Below are 14,496 nucleotides of genomic sequence, written 5' to 3'. Positions count from 1 at the left end.
CACGGAAATACAAACTCGTTTCCGGTCTGAAGTCCAGTCGCTTTGGGCGGCTTTTTCCTATTCCAGAGGATATAATGAACAACACAACGTTCTTCGCGTATGCGAGGCGCGCGCCTTTTGGCGGCCGTCTTTCGACGAGCCAGGTGGCCGGCATGGAGGCAATTCTTGCCGAAGCCTACAAGCGCGGCACGCCAGACCAGCATTTGGCCTACATGCTCGCGACGGCATTCCACGAGACTGGCGGCAAGATGCAGCCTGTCGAAGAAAACCTCAACTATTCGGCGGCGCGCATTAGGCAGGTTTGGCCTACTCGGTTTGCTTCTGTTGCCGCCGCAAAGCCATACGCCCGCAATCCTCGCGCTCTTGCCAATAAGGTTTACGGCGGTCGGCAAGGCAACGACACGAAGGAGGACGGCTACCGTTTTCGGGGTCGTGGCCTGCCACAGATCACGTTCCGCGACAATTACCGGAAATTCGGTATTGAAGCCAATCCCGAAAAGGCGCTCGAGCTTGCAACTGCGGTTCACATTCTCTTCGACGGCATGACGAAGGGTATGTTCACCACCGCCCGCCTAGACCAGTATTTCGGCGCCGGCAAGGAGGACCCCGTTGGTGCACGCGCCATTGTCAACGGCACTGACAAGGCCACTCTGATTGCCGGGTACTACAAGAACTTCCTCGATAGCATCGTTGCGGCTCGAGACGTCAAGACCAAAGACGTCGTGGCTGAGGCCGCTAAGCCCGACGACGTTCCGGCAGGCGAGAGCAAGTCGCTCATGGCGATCGGCTCCGGCCTTGTAACCAGTGGTGGTCTTGCCGCGTTCACTGGCGGGCCGTGGGGCTTCGCGGCTTTGGCTCTGTTGCTCGCCGTCGGCGGTATCGGTCTGTGGCTCGTCATGTCTGGCCGGGTTGAGATCAAGCGCATCAAGGAAGCGCTGTGATGCTGGCCACCCTATGGTCCGCGCTCTGGTCGCGGTTCGCAGGCTGGATCGCCGCAGCGGGTGTAGCCCTGGCAATCCTTGCCGCCGCGTATAGCCGCGGCAAGACCGATGCGGCCGCAAAGCAGGCGCAACAGCGTCTCGAATCAATCAACAAAGCACGGAAAATCGAAGATGAAGTGGATCGCCTTGGCGACGCTGATGTCCGTATCGGCCTTGATAGGTGGATGCGTGACGGCAAGCGGTAATTATTGCGACGTGGCCAAGGCGGTGCGCCCGTCTGTCGAAGACCAGCTTACCGCTGGCACGGCGCGGCAAATCCTGGCCGAGAACGAAAAGCTGGCCAAACTGTGCGGGGTGAAGCCATGATGTATGCAAAATCTGCATATTGCTGGGCCTGGCTTGCCGTGCTGTCTTTCGCGGTAGGCGTGCGAGGTCTGGTAGGATGACAGTCGAAGTAGGTATCGCCCTAGCGATCTTCGCCGCGCTGTCCGGTGTGTTCTGGAAAATGTACGACATGATCCAGAAGGCCGGCGAGAAGGGAGAAAAGGCTCAGCGCGATCTGGCCGCGCATAAGGTTCACGCCGCTGAGGTGTTCGCGACCAAGCAAGGCATGCAGGAGCAAACGGCACAGCTGCTGCGCGCGATCGAGGGCATCGGTAACCGGATAGACTCTATCAGTGAGCGCATCGATCGCGCGTTTGAACGGCAGCCGCCACGTCGCTCGAGCTAACCATAAGCCCCGTTGCCGCAAGGTGGCGGGGCTTTTTTATTGCTTAGGCTACAACAACATTGACAAATGTAACAAAATAATCCAATGTTGGAATCACCAAAACCTACACCACTGACTACACCACCACCTACGGCTACCAACCGTAGATCACCACATCGAGGAGCTACCATGTGGAAGATTTTTGCGGCGGCAATTGCCGCTCTATCCCTCAGTGCATTTCCCGCCTTTGCCGATGACCCGAACTGCGCCCCAACTTCGGCGATGGCTTCGGTTCTGAAGTCGGAGTTCAACGAAACTCCCGCAAGCTACGGAGTTGCCACCGATAAAGTCGCCCTGGTCATCTTCGTATCTCCCGGCGGCGAAACATGGTCCGCGGTGGCGGTTGGCACTGACGGCATGGCCTGCCTGCTTCAGTCGGGCAAATACTGGACCGACAAGCCTGCTGGGCAGCCGTCCTAACGCCGCCGCACCATTCCCCAACAAGGACTAACACTTTTGCCAACACCACCGATTCCAGACGAAGTTCTGGCTGCGCGCGTTTCTGCGTATCTGGCCAACGATCGCAACCAGTCCAAAACAGCCTTGGCTTTGGGCTTGTCACGCGGCGCGCTACAGGACAGCATCAAGCGGGCAACGGCACAGGGGTTGCTGGCCGACCCTGTCTTACCTGTAGCCACCACGACAAAGAAGTCAGCCGGGCAGCACGCCTCGGCACGAGCCGAGACTATGCGGGAGTGGCTCGTGGAAATGATGACCGGGACTCGTTACCCTCTCATCAATCCAGAGGCAGTGCATGTCGAGGCGCAAACCGGTCTTAGGTATGACCGGAACGAGGAAGACTACGTCGAGTCGGAACGAGCGCCAAAAACGTGGGTATCTGACACCCTTCGCGTCGCCCCTGTGGCCGACTGCCGAAATCGGAAATACCTGTTTACCGGGGCGCAGAACGACGCTCCAGTCCATGAGCAGTTCTGGACAAACCTTCGCGCGTTCGCAGCCCACATCGGCGCGGAAATAGTGGTCGGCCCCTGGACCTACGAAACCTCTTGGTTCAACGAAAACTCCCCGACCTCTCGGCAGTATTCGCCGCTCATTCAGGATTTCATCGCATTCGGCCAGATGGAAGTCGGCGGAAACTTCATTTTCGCTGGCGAGATGAACACACTACCCACCGCGGCGCGACCAATCTCTGATCTTGTCACGTACAGCCGCGGCAGATGGGCCGTATTCCCACATGCCAAGCTTCAGCTGAAGTCGGTTCCGTCGACCGATCCCGCCGTGCAGGCGCATCAGGTTATGACAACGGGGGCGGTTACGCAGCCGAAGGTCATACCGCGCAAGGCTGGAATTAAGAGCATCTTTCATCACATCATTGGCGCCACGATCGTCGAGTTTGACGCCGTCGGCGATATCTTCCCACGCCAAATCAGCGCGGCGGATGATGGGTCATTCTACGACCTAGATATCTTCGTCTCCAACGGGAAGGTATCGACTGGTCACAAAGTTCGGGCCGTAGTGTGCGGTGACGTCCATGAGCGCAAGCTTGACCATCAAAACGCCCTCGCCACATTCGGTTTTGGCACGGACACCACCACCACGTACCGGGACAATGTGATCGACACGCTGCAGCCAGACGTCGTGATGGCGCACGACGTCTTCGACAACGAAACGCGAAGCCATCACCACGCCAACGACAACGCCCATTTCTATGAAATGGCTGTGCGTGGTCGAGATAGCGTTATGGATGAAGTTGCGGCCGTGGCTAGGTTCCTCACGCGTCTTCGGCGCGCCGGCATCACTCCTGTGGTGGTCGAGAGCAATCACGACCTAGGTCTGGAACGATACATTCGGGAAGGTCGGTACAGGAATGACGGCATCAACGTCCGATACGGCCTGAAGCTTGATGACGCCTACCTGGCCGCACGGGAGGCACAGGCGAAGGCTCTCGACGCGGGCGAGCCCGTGCCGACATTCAGCCTGCTAGAGGCCGCCGTGCGCATGCTGTCCGACGATGGACTGGATGGCGTGAAGTGGGTTCATGACGGCGCGAGCTTCGTTGTCGACGGCGTGGAATGCGGAAACCATGGGTTTAGAGGCGCGAACGGTTCGAAGGGCACAATCTCTGGCTTCGCGCGTATCGGCCGGAAGATGTCGATCGGCGACAAGCATTCGCCTGAAATCATGGACGGCGTGTACTGCGCTGGAGCGATGAACCTGCGCCATGGCTACAACAAAGGGCCGAGTTCGTGGGCTGTTGCGCACATCGTCCAGTATCCCAACGGCAAGCGCACTTTGATCACGCTGCAGAATGGCAAGTGGCGAGCCGCACGCCCCGTTCTCCGCGTGCAAGCCGCGAATGACAACGAACCAAGGAGGGCAGTGGCGTGATGTCGTCGATGACCTCAGTTGCTCTCGTTGTCGGGTGGGCGGTGTTGTTAGTTGTTGCGTTGCTTTTCGCGGCTCTTGGGTTGCTCTTCCTGAAGCACGTAATCAATTCGGCGCGGTTCGTGTGGCGCATCAGACAGAAAACGAAACATCTAGAAGGAACACCGTCCAATTGGCGACTGATCGTGGCATGGCTTCGGTACGCGTTCGGTATCGACGGTGCGCCACATCGTGTGAATTTGCATGCGGGCGGAGTGATCTGCTGGCCAGGGTACACCTACGCCGAAACGTATCCCGGCTAAGTCAACCAACCACCAAACTTCGCCCGCCTACCAAGCAGGCGAACCACCACCGAGGAGAGATTTCAATGATACGAGTGACCTTCGACCTGCTTCCAGGCGGGAGTGAAGACCGCGCGAGAACTATAGGCATAATGGAAATAGCCAACGTTCTCACGAGGCCTGACGGCACGGCGGATTATGCCGTTGCTATGAAAAAGACACCACCTTTCGCCGGCGCCCTTCGTGCCGCATGGCGTAAGGGTTCCCTCACGTTTGGCGACAATGCTGTCAATGGCGCCACGTCCGGTGAAGACGAAGAAATGGTAGTCGCGCTTGCCGAAGGGCACCATCGAACACGACGCGGTGTTTACGATCTGTTGTTTCGGGCAATGCGCGCCTGCGGACTAGAGGAGCGGAATCGATGAAACACTGGGACAGCGTCGCCCGCCGATACGTCGAGCATGATCTGACGCCGATGGAGACGTTTGGGCCGCTTACTGTTGGTATTGACCTTGGCTCGCCGGAAGGTGACCATACGGTGTATTGGATCCCGGACTGCAACAACCCGCTTGCCGGACCGCCAGCCAACGATAGTCGCCACGGCGACTTCATGCAGACGTACACCGGCAAGAAGTTCTGGCCGCTAGATCCACGCGCTGATGAAATCTGCATCGAGGATATTGCGCACAGCCTGAGCTTGCAATGCCGATATGCGGGCCACTGCCATAAGTTTTACAGCGTGGCGGAACACTCGGTACTGATGACTCGCTGGATTGTCGAGCACTACGGCAACAAGGCGGCTCTGTGGGCTCTGTTGCATGACGCCAGCGAAGCATACCTGGTCGACGTGCCGCGCCCTCTGAAGCGGCATCTACGTGACTACAAGGCCGCAGAGATGAACGTAATGGCTGCCGTCTGTGAAACATTCGACCTGCCACCAGTGATGCCCGCCGAGGTGCATGAGGCCGATACACGGATTATCGCTGATGAGCTGGCCAATATGGCGCCCATGCCTTGGCATACAAAGCACGATGATCCCTTGGGCATCGAACTTCAATACTGGCCCCCAGAGACTGCGGAATTGTACTTCCTGCACACTTTCCGAATGCTGATGGCGGAACGCGAAAACATGAGGGTGGCGGCGTGATGGAGGTTCTGTGATCGCGGTACACGCTCCACACCGTGGCTTTTGACGGCCACCGCACAAGAGGAGAGATCGAATGACATATGACGCAATTACTTCCGCCCGAAAAGAGGCGGAAGCCCAAATGGGCTCCAACCGTGAAGGCATCCGCCTAGGGTTGCAGATGAGGCGTGAGCGAGAACTTAAGAAGTCCGCCAAGGATACCCCGGCGAACGATATCGTGCCCGTCGCTCGGCAACAGGCACGATCGACATACCGCAATCCCCATGCAGTTGGGTTCGACGATTGGCCGCGTCGCCAATCCCCTGATGGGGTGGCGGCATGACCGAAATCCCAAGAGACATCCGCATGGTGGCCGGCGCCGTAATCCGTGAATTGTCTTCGGCCGCCAACGTTTGGCCCGGCAAACAGGAAATTGTCGCCCGCGCCATTCTTGCCGAACGCAAGCGGTGTGCGGAGGCGAACGCAGCCGAGGTCAAAAAGCAGGTTCATCGTGCGACAAATGCTGAATATCTCATGCATGCGTATCGCAACATGCTGGGCGAAAAGGGCCGAGCAGTCGCAGATATGTGGGACGCGAAGCGCGTCACGCGAGTTCATTTTTCATGGGGACCAGATGCTCACAAGCTGACCGGAGAGGAGCGCGCGCAAGTGATTTTGGACTTGGAGTCTGCGCCGCGCCGAGAGGTTCTTAATATTGACGGGGAAGGCAAATGAACCAATTCTACGTCGGCCAGGAAGTCGTTTGCATCGACGCCAAATACGCTCCGATTCAGAACGTCTCGATTCCCTGCGAGCTCGTGGAAGGCCAAATTTATACAATCAGGTGGATAGGCGAGTTCAACAATTACATCGACCCGCCGTTCATCGGTGTTCGGCTGGTCGGCCTCGATCGCGGTGTCGACCCGACCTATGGGTATGATGACCCGCCCTTCGCTGCCCGCCGCTTTCGGCCGCTCGTGAAGGATCCGATTGCCGTTTTCAGACAGATTGCGGCCGATCCGGATTTCAAGGTGACGGGACCGGAAGGGCCTGTGCGCGACGTACCTGACGACGGGCAGGGCGTGAAGGAACGAGAGAAGGAGGGGGCTTGATGGCTTGGGATAACCGATATCGGATGCTGACCGAGGGCGAGATTATTCATCAGGCGACCAGTGCTTAACCGACAGTCACTTGGGCTGGCGCCCGGCAGCACACACCATAGGCCAATCAGCGTCGTGCCCATACTACACCGCGCACCGCATGTATCGCCGTGCACTTTCGGAGGAAAAATGAACGCCCTTGCATACAGCCCTTGGGGCCACCAAGAAGTACCCGACCAACGTACACCACCATGTCGCGCTCACGGCAAGGCCGACAACGACAATCTTCCCCAGATCGTCGGCCTATGTGGCGCTGCGGGGAGCGGGAAGTCGACCGCGGCGGCTTACCTCCAGTCCAAGGGATACGCCCTTGTGAAGTTCGCGGCACCCCTGAAAGATATGCTCCGCGCGGTCGGCCTTACCGAAGCCGAGATCGAGGGCGATCTGAAGGAAGCGCCGTCGGTGCGCCTGGCGGGCAAGACACCGCGCCATGCCATGCAGACCTTGGGCACCGAATGGGGCAGAAACTGCATGGGCGAGGACTTCTGGGTGGGTATCTGGCGCCAGCGCGTCGAGGCCATCATTGAAGTCGGCGGACGTGTGATCGTCGATGATTGCCGCTTTCCGAATGAGGCGGCCACAATCCGGCGGCTTGGCGGTGACATCTACCGGCTCGACGGGCGAGGCGGGATATCGGGCAGCCACGAGTCCGAGCGCGCGAACTTCATTGCCGATCTGATAGTCACGAATGACGGCAGCCGTGAGGAACTGCACGACAAGCTTGATGAGGCACTGGGGCGTTGGGCATGAATAAAGCCGAGGCCTACGAACTGGCGGCGCAATGGCACGACAAGCAGTCGGCAATGTGCAAGACGGTAAGCCGGGATGAGCCTCGACTCGGAGCGGACATCAGGGAGAAGGCTAGCTACGCCGCAAGTCATCATGCCGCCAGCGCGGCAGGTCTCCGACATCTTGCCGTAACGATGCGGCGAGAATCGCTGGGCATCACGCGCTAACTTTCCCGTATCTCACATGCGCAATAGTCAACCCGCCGGTCGCAAGTTCGGCGGGTTTTCTGTTATCACCGGATTCGCTTTTCGGGTATAACCGGATACCCAACGCCGCCAACTTCCGCCGGCTATCCCTTCAAATAATCTCCGAGGAAGAATTTTACCGGCGCGCTTTCTGTGGAAAGCACGAATATCTGGTAGAGCTCCCGACCATTCCCGGTAAGAGTGCGGCCCATGACCACGGCAGGCATATCACCGCCGATGTGATTGACTTTGCTGCCAGGCGAGAATCGCCATTTTCTGCATTCTGCCGGGCACTGGATGCGTTCGGTAGCGGCCCCCGCCGCGAGGATATCTTCCATTCTTTTATCGCCTTCCTTGAATCTGAATACGTGTTGCCAATGGGCACCGCGCCCAAACAAAGTTTAGGTAGAATGAATGCTTTTTGTTCGCTCTGCTGCTACGTGTGGCGCAGAGCCGGGGGTTGATAACTGGTTGGAAGACCAGCCGGCGGCTTTTAGCTTTCGCCTGGACATGACGCACCGCCCCCGGCCGAAGCCAGGTTCGTGCGTCGCCGCCAAGCGAACCGCACCGTTTGGCGCACTCGCGCCTATTCCAATCCGGGTTATCACGCCCGAATGCCAATCTGTTACAAATTGAAACATCTCGCAACCGGTAATAGGGGCGTCCACAAATCTTCCTATTCATGGTTAACGACCACAGCAGGGCGTTGACTCATTAGGTGTATGTTCCTATTTTGTTCTGATGAAGAAATGGGAGACATTGACTGAGTTGGCCGAGCTTTTGCTCGTGCGTGGGCGCGAAAGAAAGTCTGCAGTTCTGGGACCAGACACCGCTCATCTTGTTGGCCTCAAATTACTTACGGCCGACGCGAAGCCAACTCATAAAGATGTCATAGAAATGATATGCGACTCGCGGTGCAAAGACGCCTGCGTGCCGTGTACGTTCAAGGCGAACGCGATCTGCCGCGCCTATGGCCAGAGGTGGCGGGATAAGCCGGGTGCTGACAGTAAGGTCTAGCCGGATGGTCTACAAAAACTGCGTCCAAGACTTCATCGACGACGGCACGACGATCATGCTGTGGTGCTATAACGCGGCCTGCGAGCATCACGGCGAGATGGATCTGGAGCGCCTGAAGGCAAAGACCGGGCCAAACCAGGGCATGCTCTTCGACGAAATCAAGCGTCACTTTTATTGCAGCAAGTGCCACGGTAAGAATTTCGGAATGACCCGCATGCCTAAGACCGTGAAAAATCCGTACGCGTCTGCGAAGGGGCGATAGCCTACTTCCGCCGCACCTTGACTTCCTCGATTCGGCCGGACTTGCCTATCTCTTTCAAAGTCTGCTTCGCCAGCGTCTTGTCGTATGTCGACAGGACATGCACCCAATGCGGCGACTTGAAAACCTGGACCATGTACAGGGTGTAGATTGGTGGCTTCATTCGGGGAAAATAGAGTGTGGCAGGGTGGCGGGCAACGGGTGGCAAGCCAAATCCAACACGCACAAAATCCGTGCAGTCTTGAAAAGATGGGCCGCAATCCTTTACAATATAAGGATTGTATACTTTAAGTAATACCCTTGGTAAGGGAGAGGTCGAGAGTTCAATCCTCTCTCGCAGCACCATTCCCAAATCATTGATAATCTTCAAGCATTTGATTGCCGTGGTGTAACGCGCAACTTCACTTGGCAGTTGGCGGCGTTTGCCGGGAATTAGTGGGAATAGCCGGTAAGAGCCGAAAAAGCGCGGCGACATAAAGGGTTTCGGCGAGAAACGGCGCAATCACTGCGGCCGGCGTTTGAGGCCCGAGCATGCCAACTGAAGTTGCACATCAACAACCTGTCCCGCGACCACCGCAATTCCGGCGGGCTGAATCTCCCCGGAAATACGACCTTTCAGTTTCGATGGTGGGAAAAGAGGCGTTCCTGCGGCAGCATAGTTCCCACCAGGGCGAAAAGCCGGGATTCCAACGGAATGCACCCTGGCCGGCAAATTGTCGTTCTCACGAGGTGGGAAATGTGGAACGGCCGTTGAAGGCCTTTTCGCGGCCTAGCCGGGCGAAACTCATCTTCTGGAAGTCTCTGCCGGCGTTGCGGGCGCACCGTTTGGGTGCAGGAAAGGTTACGTTGAGCGCTCGCGGACCATCCGGATAAATGCGCCTAGCACTTTCACCCGGGCTTCAGCCGGATCGAGCTGGATCGGGCGGGCATCTATCGTCGGGTCGGCCGTGTGCGCCGTCAGGACGGGTGGCTGGAACAGGCGCAGTACCGAACTGACCTCGCCCGTCTCGTTGCGGACTTCGGCCACGACGGGCTCACCCCTGCTCGGCCTTCCGCCCAGGTCGAATTCGAGCAGGTCGCCCGGAAGATAGCCTGCCAGTTCCAAGGCCCGGCTCGCCACCCTCCAGCGGCAGTGAGATTTTGCCGCCTTGCTTCCGAAAACGATCGGCTGACCTTCATAAGCCTCAACGTCGCCGGCGCTGATGCCGATCGGGCTCGACCCGCTCTTTTCCAGTCCCATCAGCCAGGACGCCGAAACGCCGCAGGCCTTCGCGATCTTGACCAGATTCGATGCAGGGGGTTCCGCTACGATGCCGCGAACATAGTTGCCCAGCGTGTTGACCGGGATGCCCGTCAACTTCGAAACGGCCTTCTGACCGCCGTTCCCCTCCATCGTGGCGCGCAAGCGTTCACGGACCAGCAGGAGTCGCGAATCCTCTTCGTCCGACATGTTCATCCACAGCACCCAATTAAACCACCAAATCTGGTTGATCCGAATCACCAGATATGGTGTTCTGGAAAACCAGAACTGATTTGCGACCAAACAGGCCGGCGGGCCTGCTCGGTCAATTCAAGGAACAGCCGGTGCAACAGCACACGACCATTTGGGATCGCCATGCGATCCTCGCAGAGATCAAGCGGCGGCATGGCTCGCTGAAGAAGTTTGCCGCCACGACCCCGGTCTCTGCGTCAGAAATATCCGCGGCCCTCGGGTCTCCCTATCCGAAAGCCGAAAAAGCGATCTCGCTTGCCCTCGGCGTTTCCTTGCCGGCGCTTTGGCCGGACCGGTACTGGCCCAATGGCAGACGACGGACGACTCCTAGCAGAAGCCCGCACATTCAAGCGAGTCAAAAGGATGGTCGCCACGCGGACCGCGAGGGGACGCTATGAGTAGCCTTTCGTCCGTGAAACGGCTCGATCCCGACAGAAATCCGTTCCAGCCCGTCCGCGCTGATCGGCCATTCCCGCCGATCGCGATCCTCGTCTCTACGACCTTGATCCTGTCCATCCTGTTGATGGGCGCGATCGGCATCACGCTCTTCACCCGTTCCGTGGCCTGTCCCCCCGTAGCCACGGAAAGCGCGCCCGCCGCATCCCCCCGCCCAGCGGCGGGCGCGCATCGTATTCCAGGAGAGCCGGCATGAAGCTTCAAGTTCAGTTCAAGCGAGTCCCGATCGATCTGATCGACGTGCCGGCAGACCGGCTGCGGCAGGTCAAGGCTTGGCGTGTCGAAACCCTACGAGCCGAAATAGGCGACGGCGGGCAGCCGCAGCATCCAATCAACGTTGCGGCAGAGGAGACCGGCCGCTTCACGCTCATTTCTGGAGCGACTCGTCTTGCCGCTCTCGATCTGGGCGGCGCGGCAGAAATTGACGTGCGCGCCATACCGGCCTCTCTGCTGACGCCGGAAAGCCGCCGTCTGCTGGAGATCACCGAAAATCTCAACCGCGAGGAACTGACGAAGCTCGAACGCGCGGAGAACCTCGTCGAGCTGAAGCGGGTTCATGAACTGCTCTATCCTGCAAGCCGCAAGGGCGGCGACAGGCGAAGCGCCAAGGCGAAGGCCGCTCGCGCTGATCAAAGCGAAATTTTTGCGTTTAGTTCCGAAGCCGCCGAAATGACCGGCCTTTCGCGGCGCGCGATCGAAGTGGCCGTCGCGATCATGCGCGGCCTTGCCGATGGGACCAAGGCCCGGCTGCGGAACACATGGCTGGAGGACCATCAGGCCGGATTGAAGCTCCTGTCCGAACAGCCTCATGATGTCCAGGCCCGTATTTGCGACATGCTGTTTGCCAGCCCGCCGGCGGCCGGAAGCGTTGCCGACGCGCTCACACTGATCGAAGGCCGGCGGCTCCTGTCGCCAGCAGAAAAGCTCTTCGCCTCCACGGTCGGCAACTGGTCCCGCCTGTCCGGCAGGCAGCGCGCCGACTTCCTCGATGCCCATGAAGTGGCGATCCGCGATCATGCCAAGAGCCGGGGCTGGTTCTGATGAGCAGGAGCCGGGATCGCCTCACACCGGACCTTTTCGATTGGGAACCACCGAAGGTCGCGCTCGGTTTCGAACCCGACCAACTTGCCGGCAACCGGCTCGGCTCCAAGATCAGCCGGGCCGTGGCTCTGGCCTTGCGCGAATGCGGCAAGCCCCGCGCCGAGGTCGCCGCCAGAATGAGCGAGGAACTCGGCTATTCGATCAGTGCCGACATGCTGGACGCCTACGCCTCCGAGGCCAAGGAAGGCCATCGGATTACGCTGGAGCGGTTCGTCGCCTTGGTGACGGCGACCGGCTGCCATGACTTGCTCGGTTTCGTCGCCTCCTTGTTCGGCCATGTCGTGGTGCCGGAACGCTATGGCTCGCTCATCGAGTTGCACCTCATCGAAGAGCATGAGCGCGAGGTTTCGCGCCGGAAACAAGCCGTCGAAGCGCGATGGAAGGCGGGCCGATGAAGGTTTGGTTCACCGCTGCCGAGTTCGCCGATCTTGCAGCCACCGGGGAATTGCCCGGACTTCCGGCGACGAAGCGCGGCATGAACGCACTTATCGCCCGCGAAAATTGGGCCAGCCATGCCGGTCTTTGCCGTCCGCGCGCCGGGCGGGCCGGCGGCGGCGGCGACGAATTCCATATCGATCTCTTGCCGCTCTCGACGCGCATTGCCTATGCCGGCCGTCATTGCCGAGTCGAGCCGGCCGATTTGCGCCCGTCGCTCTGCGAGGATGACAGGCTAACGGCCAGGGCGCGCACCGAGCGCGACGCGCGACTCGTGCTGCTCAATCTTGCAGATCGCTTTCGCCGTGAGCAGAATCTTTCGATCGTTGCCGCCGATACACTCTTTGCCGGCGTCTACAACAGCCGTTCAATTGACGTTCCCGCTTGGGTTCGGGAGCAGATACGGCAGGCAAGCGCCCGGTCGCTGGCCCGGTGGCGGTCGACTAGGGACGGCTCCGGCTCCAACGCACTCGGGCACGATCCAGCAACCGCACGCAAGGGCACGAGCCAGCTCGACCGGGCGCTTGACGGGCGTGTGCGCACCTTCGCCCTGGCGGCGATCGCCAAGATGCCTTTCCTGTCTACAAAGCGGGCGCTGGAGCTTGTCACGGACAAATTCGGCGACGAATTCCGCGCACCGCCAATCCGCACATTCCAGCGCCAGCTTGCGCTCTGGAAAGAGGAGTATTGCAACGAACTCCAGCTTCTCACCGACCCGGACGGCTATCGTTCCAAGACCGAATTCGCGCTCGTCAATGCGGCGAGGGCTTCGCGCATCAACGAATGCTGGCAGATCGACGCATCTCCCGCCGACGTGATGCTGAAAGAGGGACGCCACTCGATCTATCTGGCGATCGACGTGCTAACGCGCCGGACGAAGGTGCTTGCAACCCGAACACCGCGTGCATCCGGCGTCGGCCTGCTCACCCGCAAAGCCATCCTCGCGTGGGGCGTGCCGGAAAAGATCAAGATCGACAATGGCAGCGATTTCGCCGCCACCGCGACGCAACGGCTGTTTGCCGCCCTTGGCATCGAGGTCGAGTTCTCGGCGCCCTACAGCCCGAAACAGAAAGGCATGGTGGAACGCGCGATCGGGACGTTTCAGCGCGATCTTGCCGGACTGCCGGGCTTCGTCGGCCACAGCGTTGCGGACCGCAAGATCATCGAGGGGCGCAAGGCATTCGCCCAGCGGCTCGGAGCCGATCCTTCCGAGCTCTTCGGCGTCGACATGGACCTCGCAGCGTTTCAGGCGTGGTGCGACGACTGGACGGACAAAATCTACGCCTCGACGCCGCATGAGGGACTCGGCCGGCGGACTCCCTTCGAAGTCGCTGCATCCTTCGCTGGCTCGATCCGTCGCCTCGACAATGTTGCCGCACTCGACATCCTGCTTGCGCCGGTGCCCGGCAAGGACGGGCTGCGCACCGTCACGAAAACCGGCATACGCATCGACGGCGCGCATTATCTGACCGGTTCGGTCATGCCCGGCGAAACCGTGTTCTGCCGCATGGACCCCGCCGACCTCGGTCGCGTGCTTTTGTTCGAAGCGGACGGCGAGACCTATCTAGGCGAAGCGGTTTGCCCCGAACTTGGCGGCCTCGATCCGGTGGAAACCATCGCCAAGGTCAAGGCTGCGCAAAAGGCGCATGTCGACGGTCGTATAAAGGACATCCGGCGCGAAATGCGCCGTATCGGTCCACGCGCGGTCGTGGATGCCATGCGCAACCAGGCCGAAAAGCGCGCCGGCAATCTGCTGGCTTTCCCGCAGCGCGCCGAAATCCACACCACGCCGGCCCTCGGCGCTGCGGCGTCGGCTTCCGCCCCGGCGCAACCGAACGCCTTGTCCGACCGTGCTGCCGAAATCCATGCGCAGATGCGCGACGAGGCCACGGCAGCGGAACCGATCCCCTCATCGTCGAACATGTCGACCGCGGCGGTGACGCGCCTACCGGAAACACGCGAGCAGCGGTTTCGGCGCGCGCTCGATCTGGAGCAGCGCCGCAACCGTGGCGAGCGGCTTCGCGACGACGATCTTCTATGGCTCGGAGCGTATCAGACCGGGTCCGAGTACCGCGCCATGCGCGCAATGTTCGACGAGTTCGGCGCCGAGGCCATGCGTCTTTAAGAGATTGCTAAAAT

The 14,496-nt window shown here is 59.7% G+C and carries 17 protein-coding genes; 14 read left to right on the top strand and 3 right to left on the bottom strand.

Going from position 1 to position 14,496, the window contains the following annotated elements:
* The first annotated feature begins 74 nt into the window (after nucleotides 1-74).
* From DZG07_RS21050 to DZG07_RS21000, 10 genes are all read left to right on the top strand, one after another.
* A complete protein-coding gene (locus tag DZG07_RS21050) occupies nucleotides 75-941 on the top strand; it encodes a chitinase (RefSeq protein ID WP_119820514.1) in 867 nt (288 codons plus the stop codon).
* Nucleotides 941-1,186: a hypothetical protein gene (locus DZG07_RS21045; RefSeq protein ID WP_119820512.1), complete on the top strand. Its 246-nt coding sequence runs from the start codon at nucleotides 941-943 to the stop codon at nucleotides 1,184-1,186. The genes DZG07_RS21050 and DZG07_RS21045 overlap by 1 nt, the downstream gene beginning before the upstream one ends.
* A complete protein-coding gene (locus DZG07_RS23970; RefSeq protein WP_162931682.1) occupies nucleotides 1,170-1,307 on the top strand; it encodes a hypothetical protein in 138 nt (45 codons plus the stop codon). Before DZG07_RS21045 ends, DZG07_RS23970 begins: the two co-directional genes overlap by 17 nt.
* Before the next feature lie 76 nt (nucleotides 1,308-1,383).
* Nucleotides 1,384-1,671 (top strand): hypothetical protein, encoded by a 288-nt coding sequence (locus DZG07_RS21040; protein WP_119820509.1) that lies wholly within the window; start codon nucleotides 1,384-1,386, stop codon nucleotides 1,669-1,671.
* A 168-nt stretch (nucleotides 1,672-1,839) separates the two neighbouring features.
* On the top strand, nucleotides 1,840-2,130 hold the full coding sequence (locus DZG07_RS21035) for a hypothetical protein (RefSeq protein WP_119920298.1): 291 nt from the start codon (nucleotides 1,840-1,842) through the stop codon (nucleotides 2,128-2,130).
* Nucleotides 2,131-2,166: 36 nt separating this feature from the next.
* A complete protein-coding gene (locus tag DZG07_RS21030) occupies nucleotides 2,167-4,059 on the top strand; it encodes a hypothetical protein (RefSeq protein ID WP_133304770.1) in 1,893 nt (630 codons plus the stop codon).
* 699 nt (nucleotides 4,060-4,758) lie between these two features.
* Complete coding sequence (locus tag DZG07_RS21015; RefSeq protein WP_245429546.1) at nucleotides 4,759-5,484, top strand: hypothetical protein; 726 nt, start codon at nucleotides 4,759-4,761, stop codon at nucleotides 5,482-5,484.
* Between the two features lie 318 nt (nucleotides 5,485-5,802).
* A complete protein-coding gene (locus DZG07_RS21010; RefSeq protein ID WP_119820496.1) occupies nucleotides 5,803-6,198 on the top strand; it encodes a hypothetical protein in 396 nt (131 codons plus the stop codon).
* Nucleotides 6,195-6,575, top strand: a complete 381-nt coding sequence (locus DZG07_RS21005) for a hypothetical protein (protein ID WP_245429545.1) — start codon at nucleotides 6,195-6,197, stop codon at nucleotides 6,573-6,575. The genes DZG07_RS21010 and DZG07_RS21005 overlap by 4 nt, the downstream gene beginning before the upstream one ends.
* A gap of 177 nt (nucleotides 6,576-6,752) precedes the next feature.
* Entirely contained in the window at nucleotides 6,753-7,373 is a 621-nt protein-coding gene (locus tag DZG07_RS21000) for a deoxynucleotide monophosphate kinase (RefSeq protein WP_133304769.1), read from the top strand.
* 328 nt (nucleotides 7,374-7,701) lie between these two features.
* On the opposite strand, the gene DZG07_RS20990 is transcribed toward DZG07_RS21000, so the two are convergent.
* The gene (locus DZG07_RS20990) at nucleotides 7,702-7,935 is read right to left on the bottom strand and encodes a hypothetical protein (RefSeq protein WP_119820487.1); all 234 of its coding nucleotides are present in this window, start codon (nucleotides 7,933-7,935) and stop codon (nucleotides 7,702-7,704) included.
* Between the two features lie 683 nt (nucleotides 7,936-8,618).
* Here DZG07_RS20990 and DZG07_RS20980 point away from each other — a divergent pair.
* Nucleotides 8,619-8,876: a hypothetical protein gene (locus DZG07_RS20980; protein WP_119820481.1), complete on the top strand. Its 258-nt coding sequence runs from the start codon at nucleotides 8,619-8,621 to the stop codon at nucleotides 8,874-8,876.
* 1 nt (nucleotide 8,877) lies between these two features.
* Here the strand turns inward: DZG07_RS20980 and DZG07_RS23965 are convergent, their stop codons facing one another.
* Together DZG07_RS23965 and DZG07_RS20975 are read right to left on the bottom strand one after the other, a co-directional pair.
* Nucleotides 8,878-9,348, bottom strand: a complete 471-nt coding sequence (locus DZG07_RS23965) for a hypothetical protein (RefSeq protein WP_133304768.1) — start codon at nucleotides 9,346-9,348, stop codon at nucleotides 8,878-8,880.
* 366 nt (nucleotides 9,349-9,714) lie between these two features.
* A complete protein-coding gene (locus DZG07_RS20975) occupies nucleotides 9,715-10,416 on the bottom strand; it encodes a helix-turn-helix transcriptional regulator (RefSeq protein ID WP_133304767.1) in 702 nt (233 codons plus the stop codon).
* A gap of 597 nt (nucleotides 10,417-11,013) precedes the next feature.
* Between DZG07_RS20975 and DZG07_RS20965 the strand changes: the two genes are divergently transcribed.
* From DZG07_RS20965 to DZG07_RS20955, 3 genes are read left to right on the top strand one after another with little or no spacing between them, the layout of a single operon-like run.
* On the top strand, nucleotides 11,014-11,862 hold the full coding sequence (locus DZG07_RS20965) for a ParB N-terminal domain-containing protein (protein WP_119820472.1): 849 nt from the start codon (nucleotides 11,014-11,016) through the stop codon (nucleotides 11,860-11,862).
* A complete protein-coding gene (locus DZG07_RS20960) occupies nucleotides 11,862-12,317 on the top strand; it encodes a hypothetical protein (RefSeq protein ID WP_119820469.1) in 456 nt (151 codons plus the stop codon). Before DZG07_RS20965 ends, DZG07_RS20960 begins: the two co-directional genes overlap by 1 nt.
* Nucleotides 12,314-14,482: a DDE-type integrase/transposase/recombinase gene (locus tag DZG07_RS20955; RefSeq protein WP_119821950.1), complete on the top strand. Its 2,169-nt coding sequence runs from the start codon at nucleotides 12,314-12,316 to the stop codon at nucleotides 14,480-14,482. The genes DZG07_RS20960 and DZG07_RS20955 overlap by 4 nt, the downstream gene beginning before the upstream one ends.
* Nucleotides 14,483-14,496: the final 14 nt, after the last annotated feature.

Source organism: Mesorhizobium sp. DCY119, from assembly GCF_003590645.1.
GTDB lineage: Bacteria > Pseudomonadota > Alphaproteobacteria > Rhizobiales > Rhizobiaceae > Mesorhizobium_M.
The sequence above is the reverse complement of the archived record's forward strand: the minus strand, read 5'-3'. Positions and strand labels throughout refer to the sequence as shown.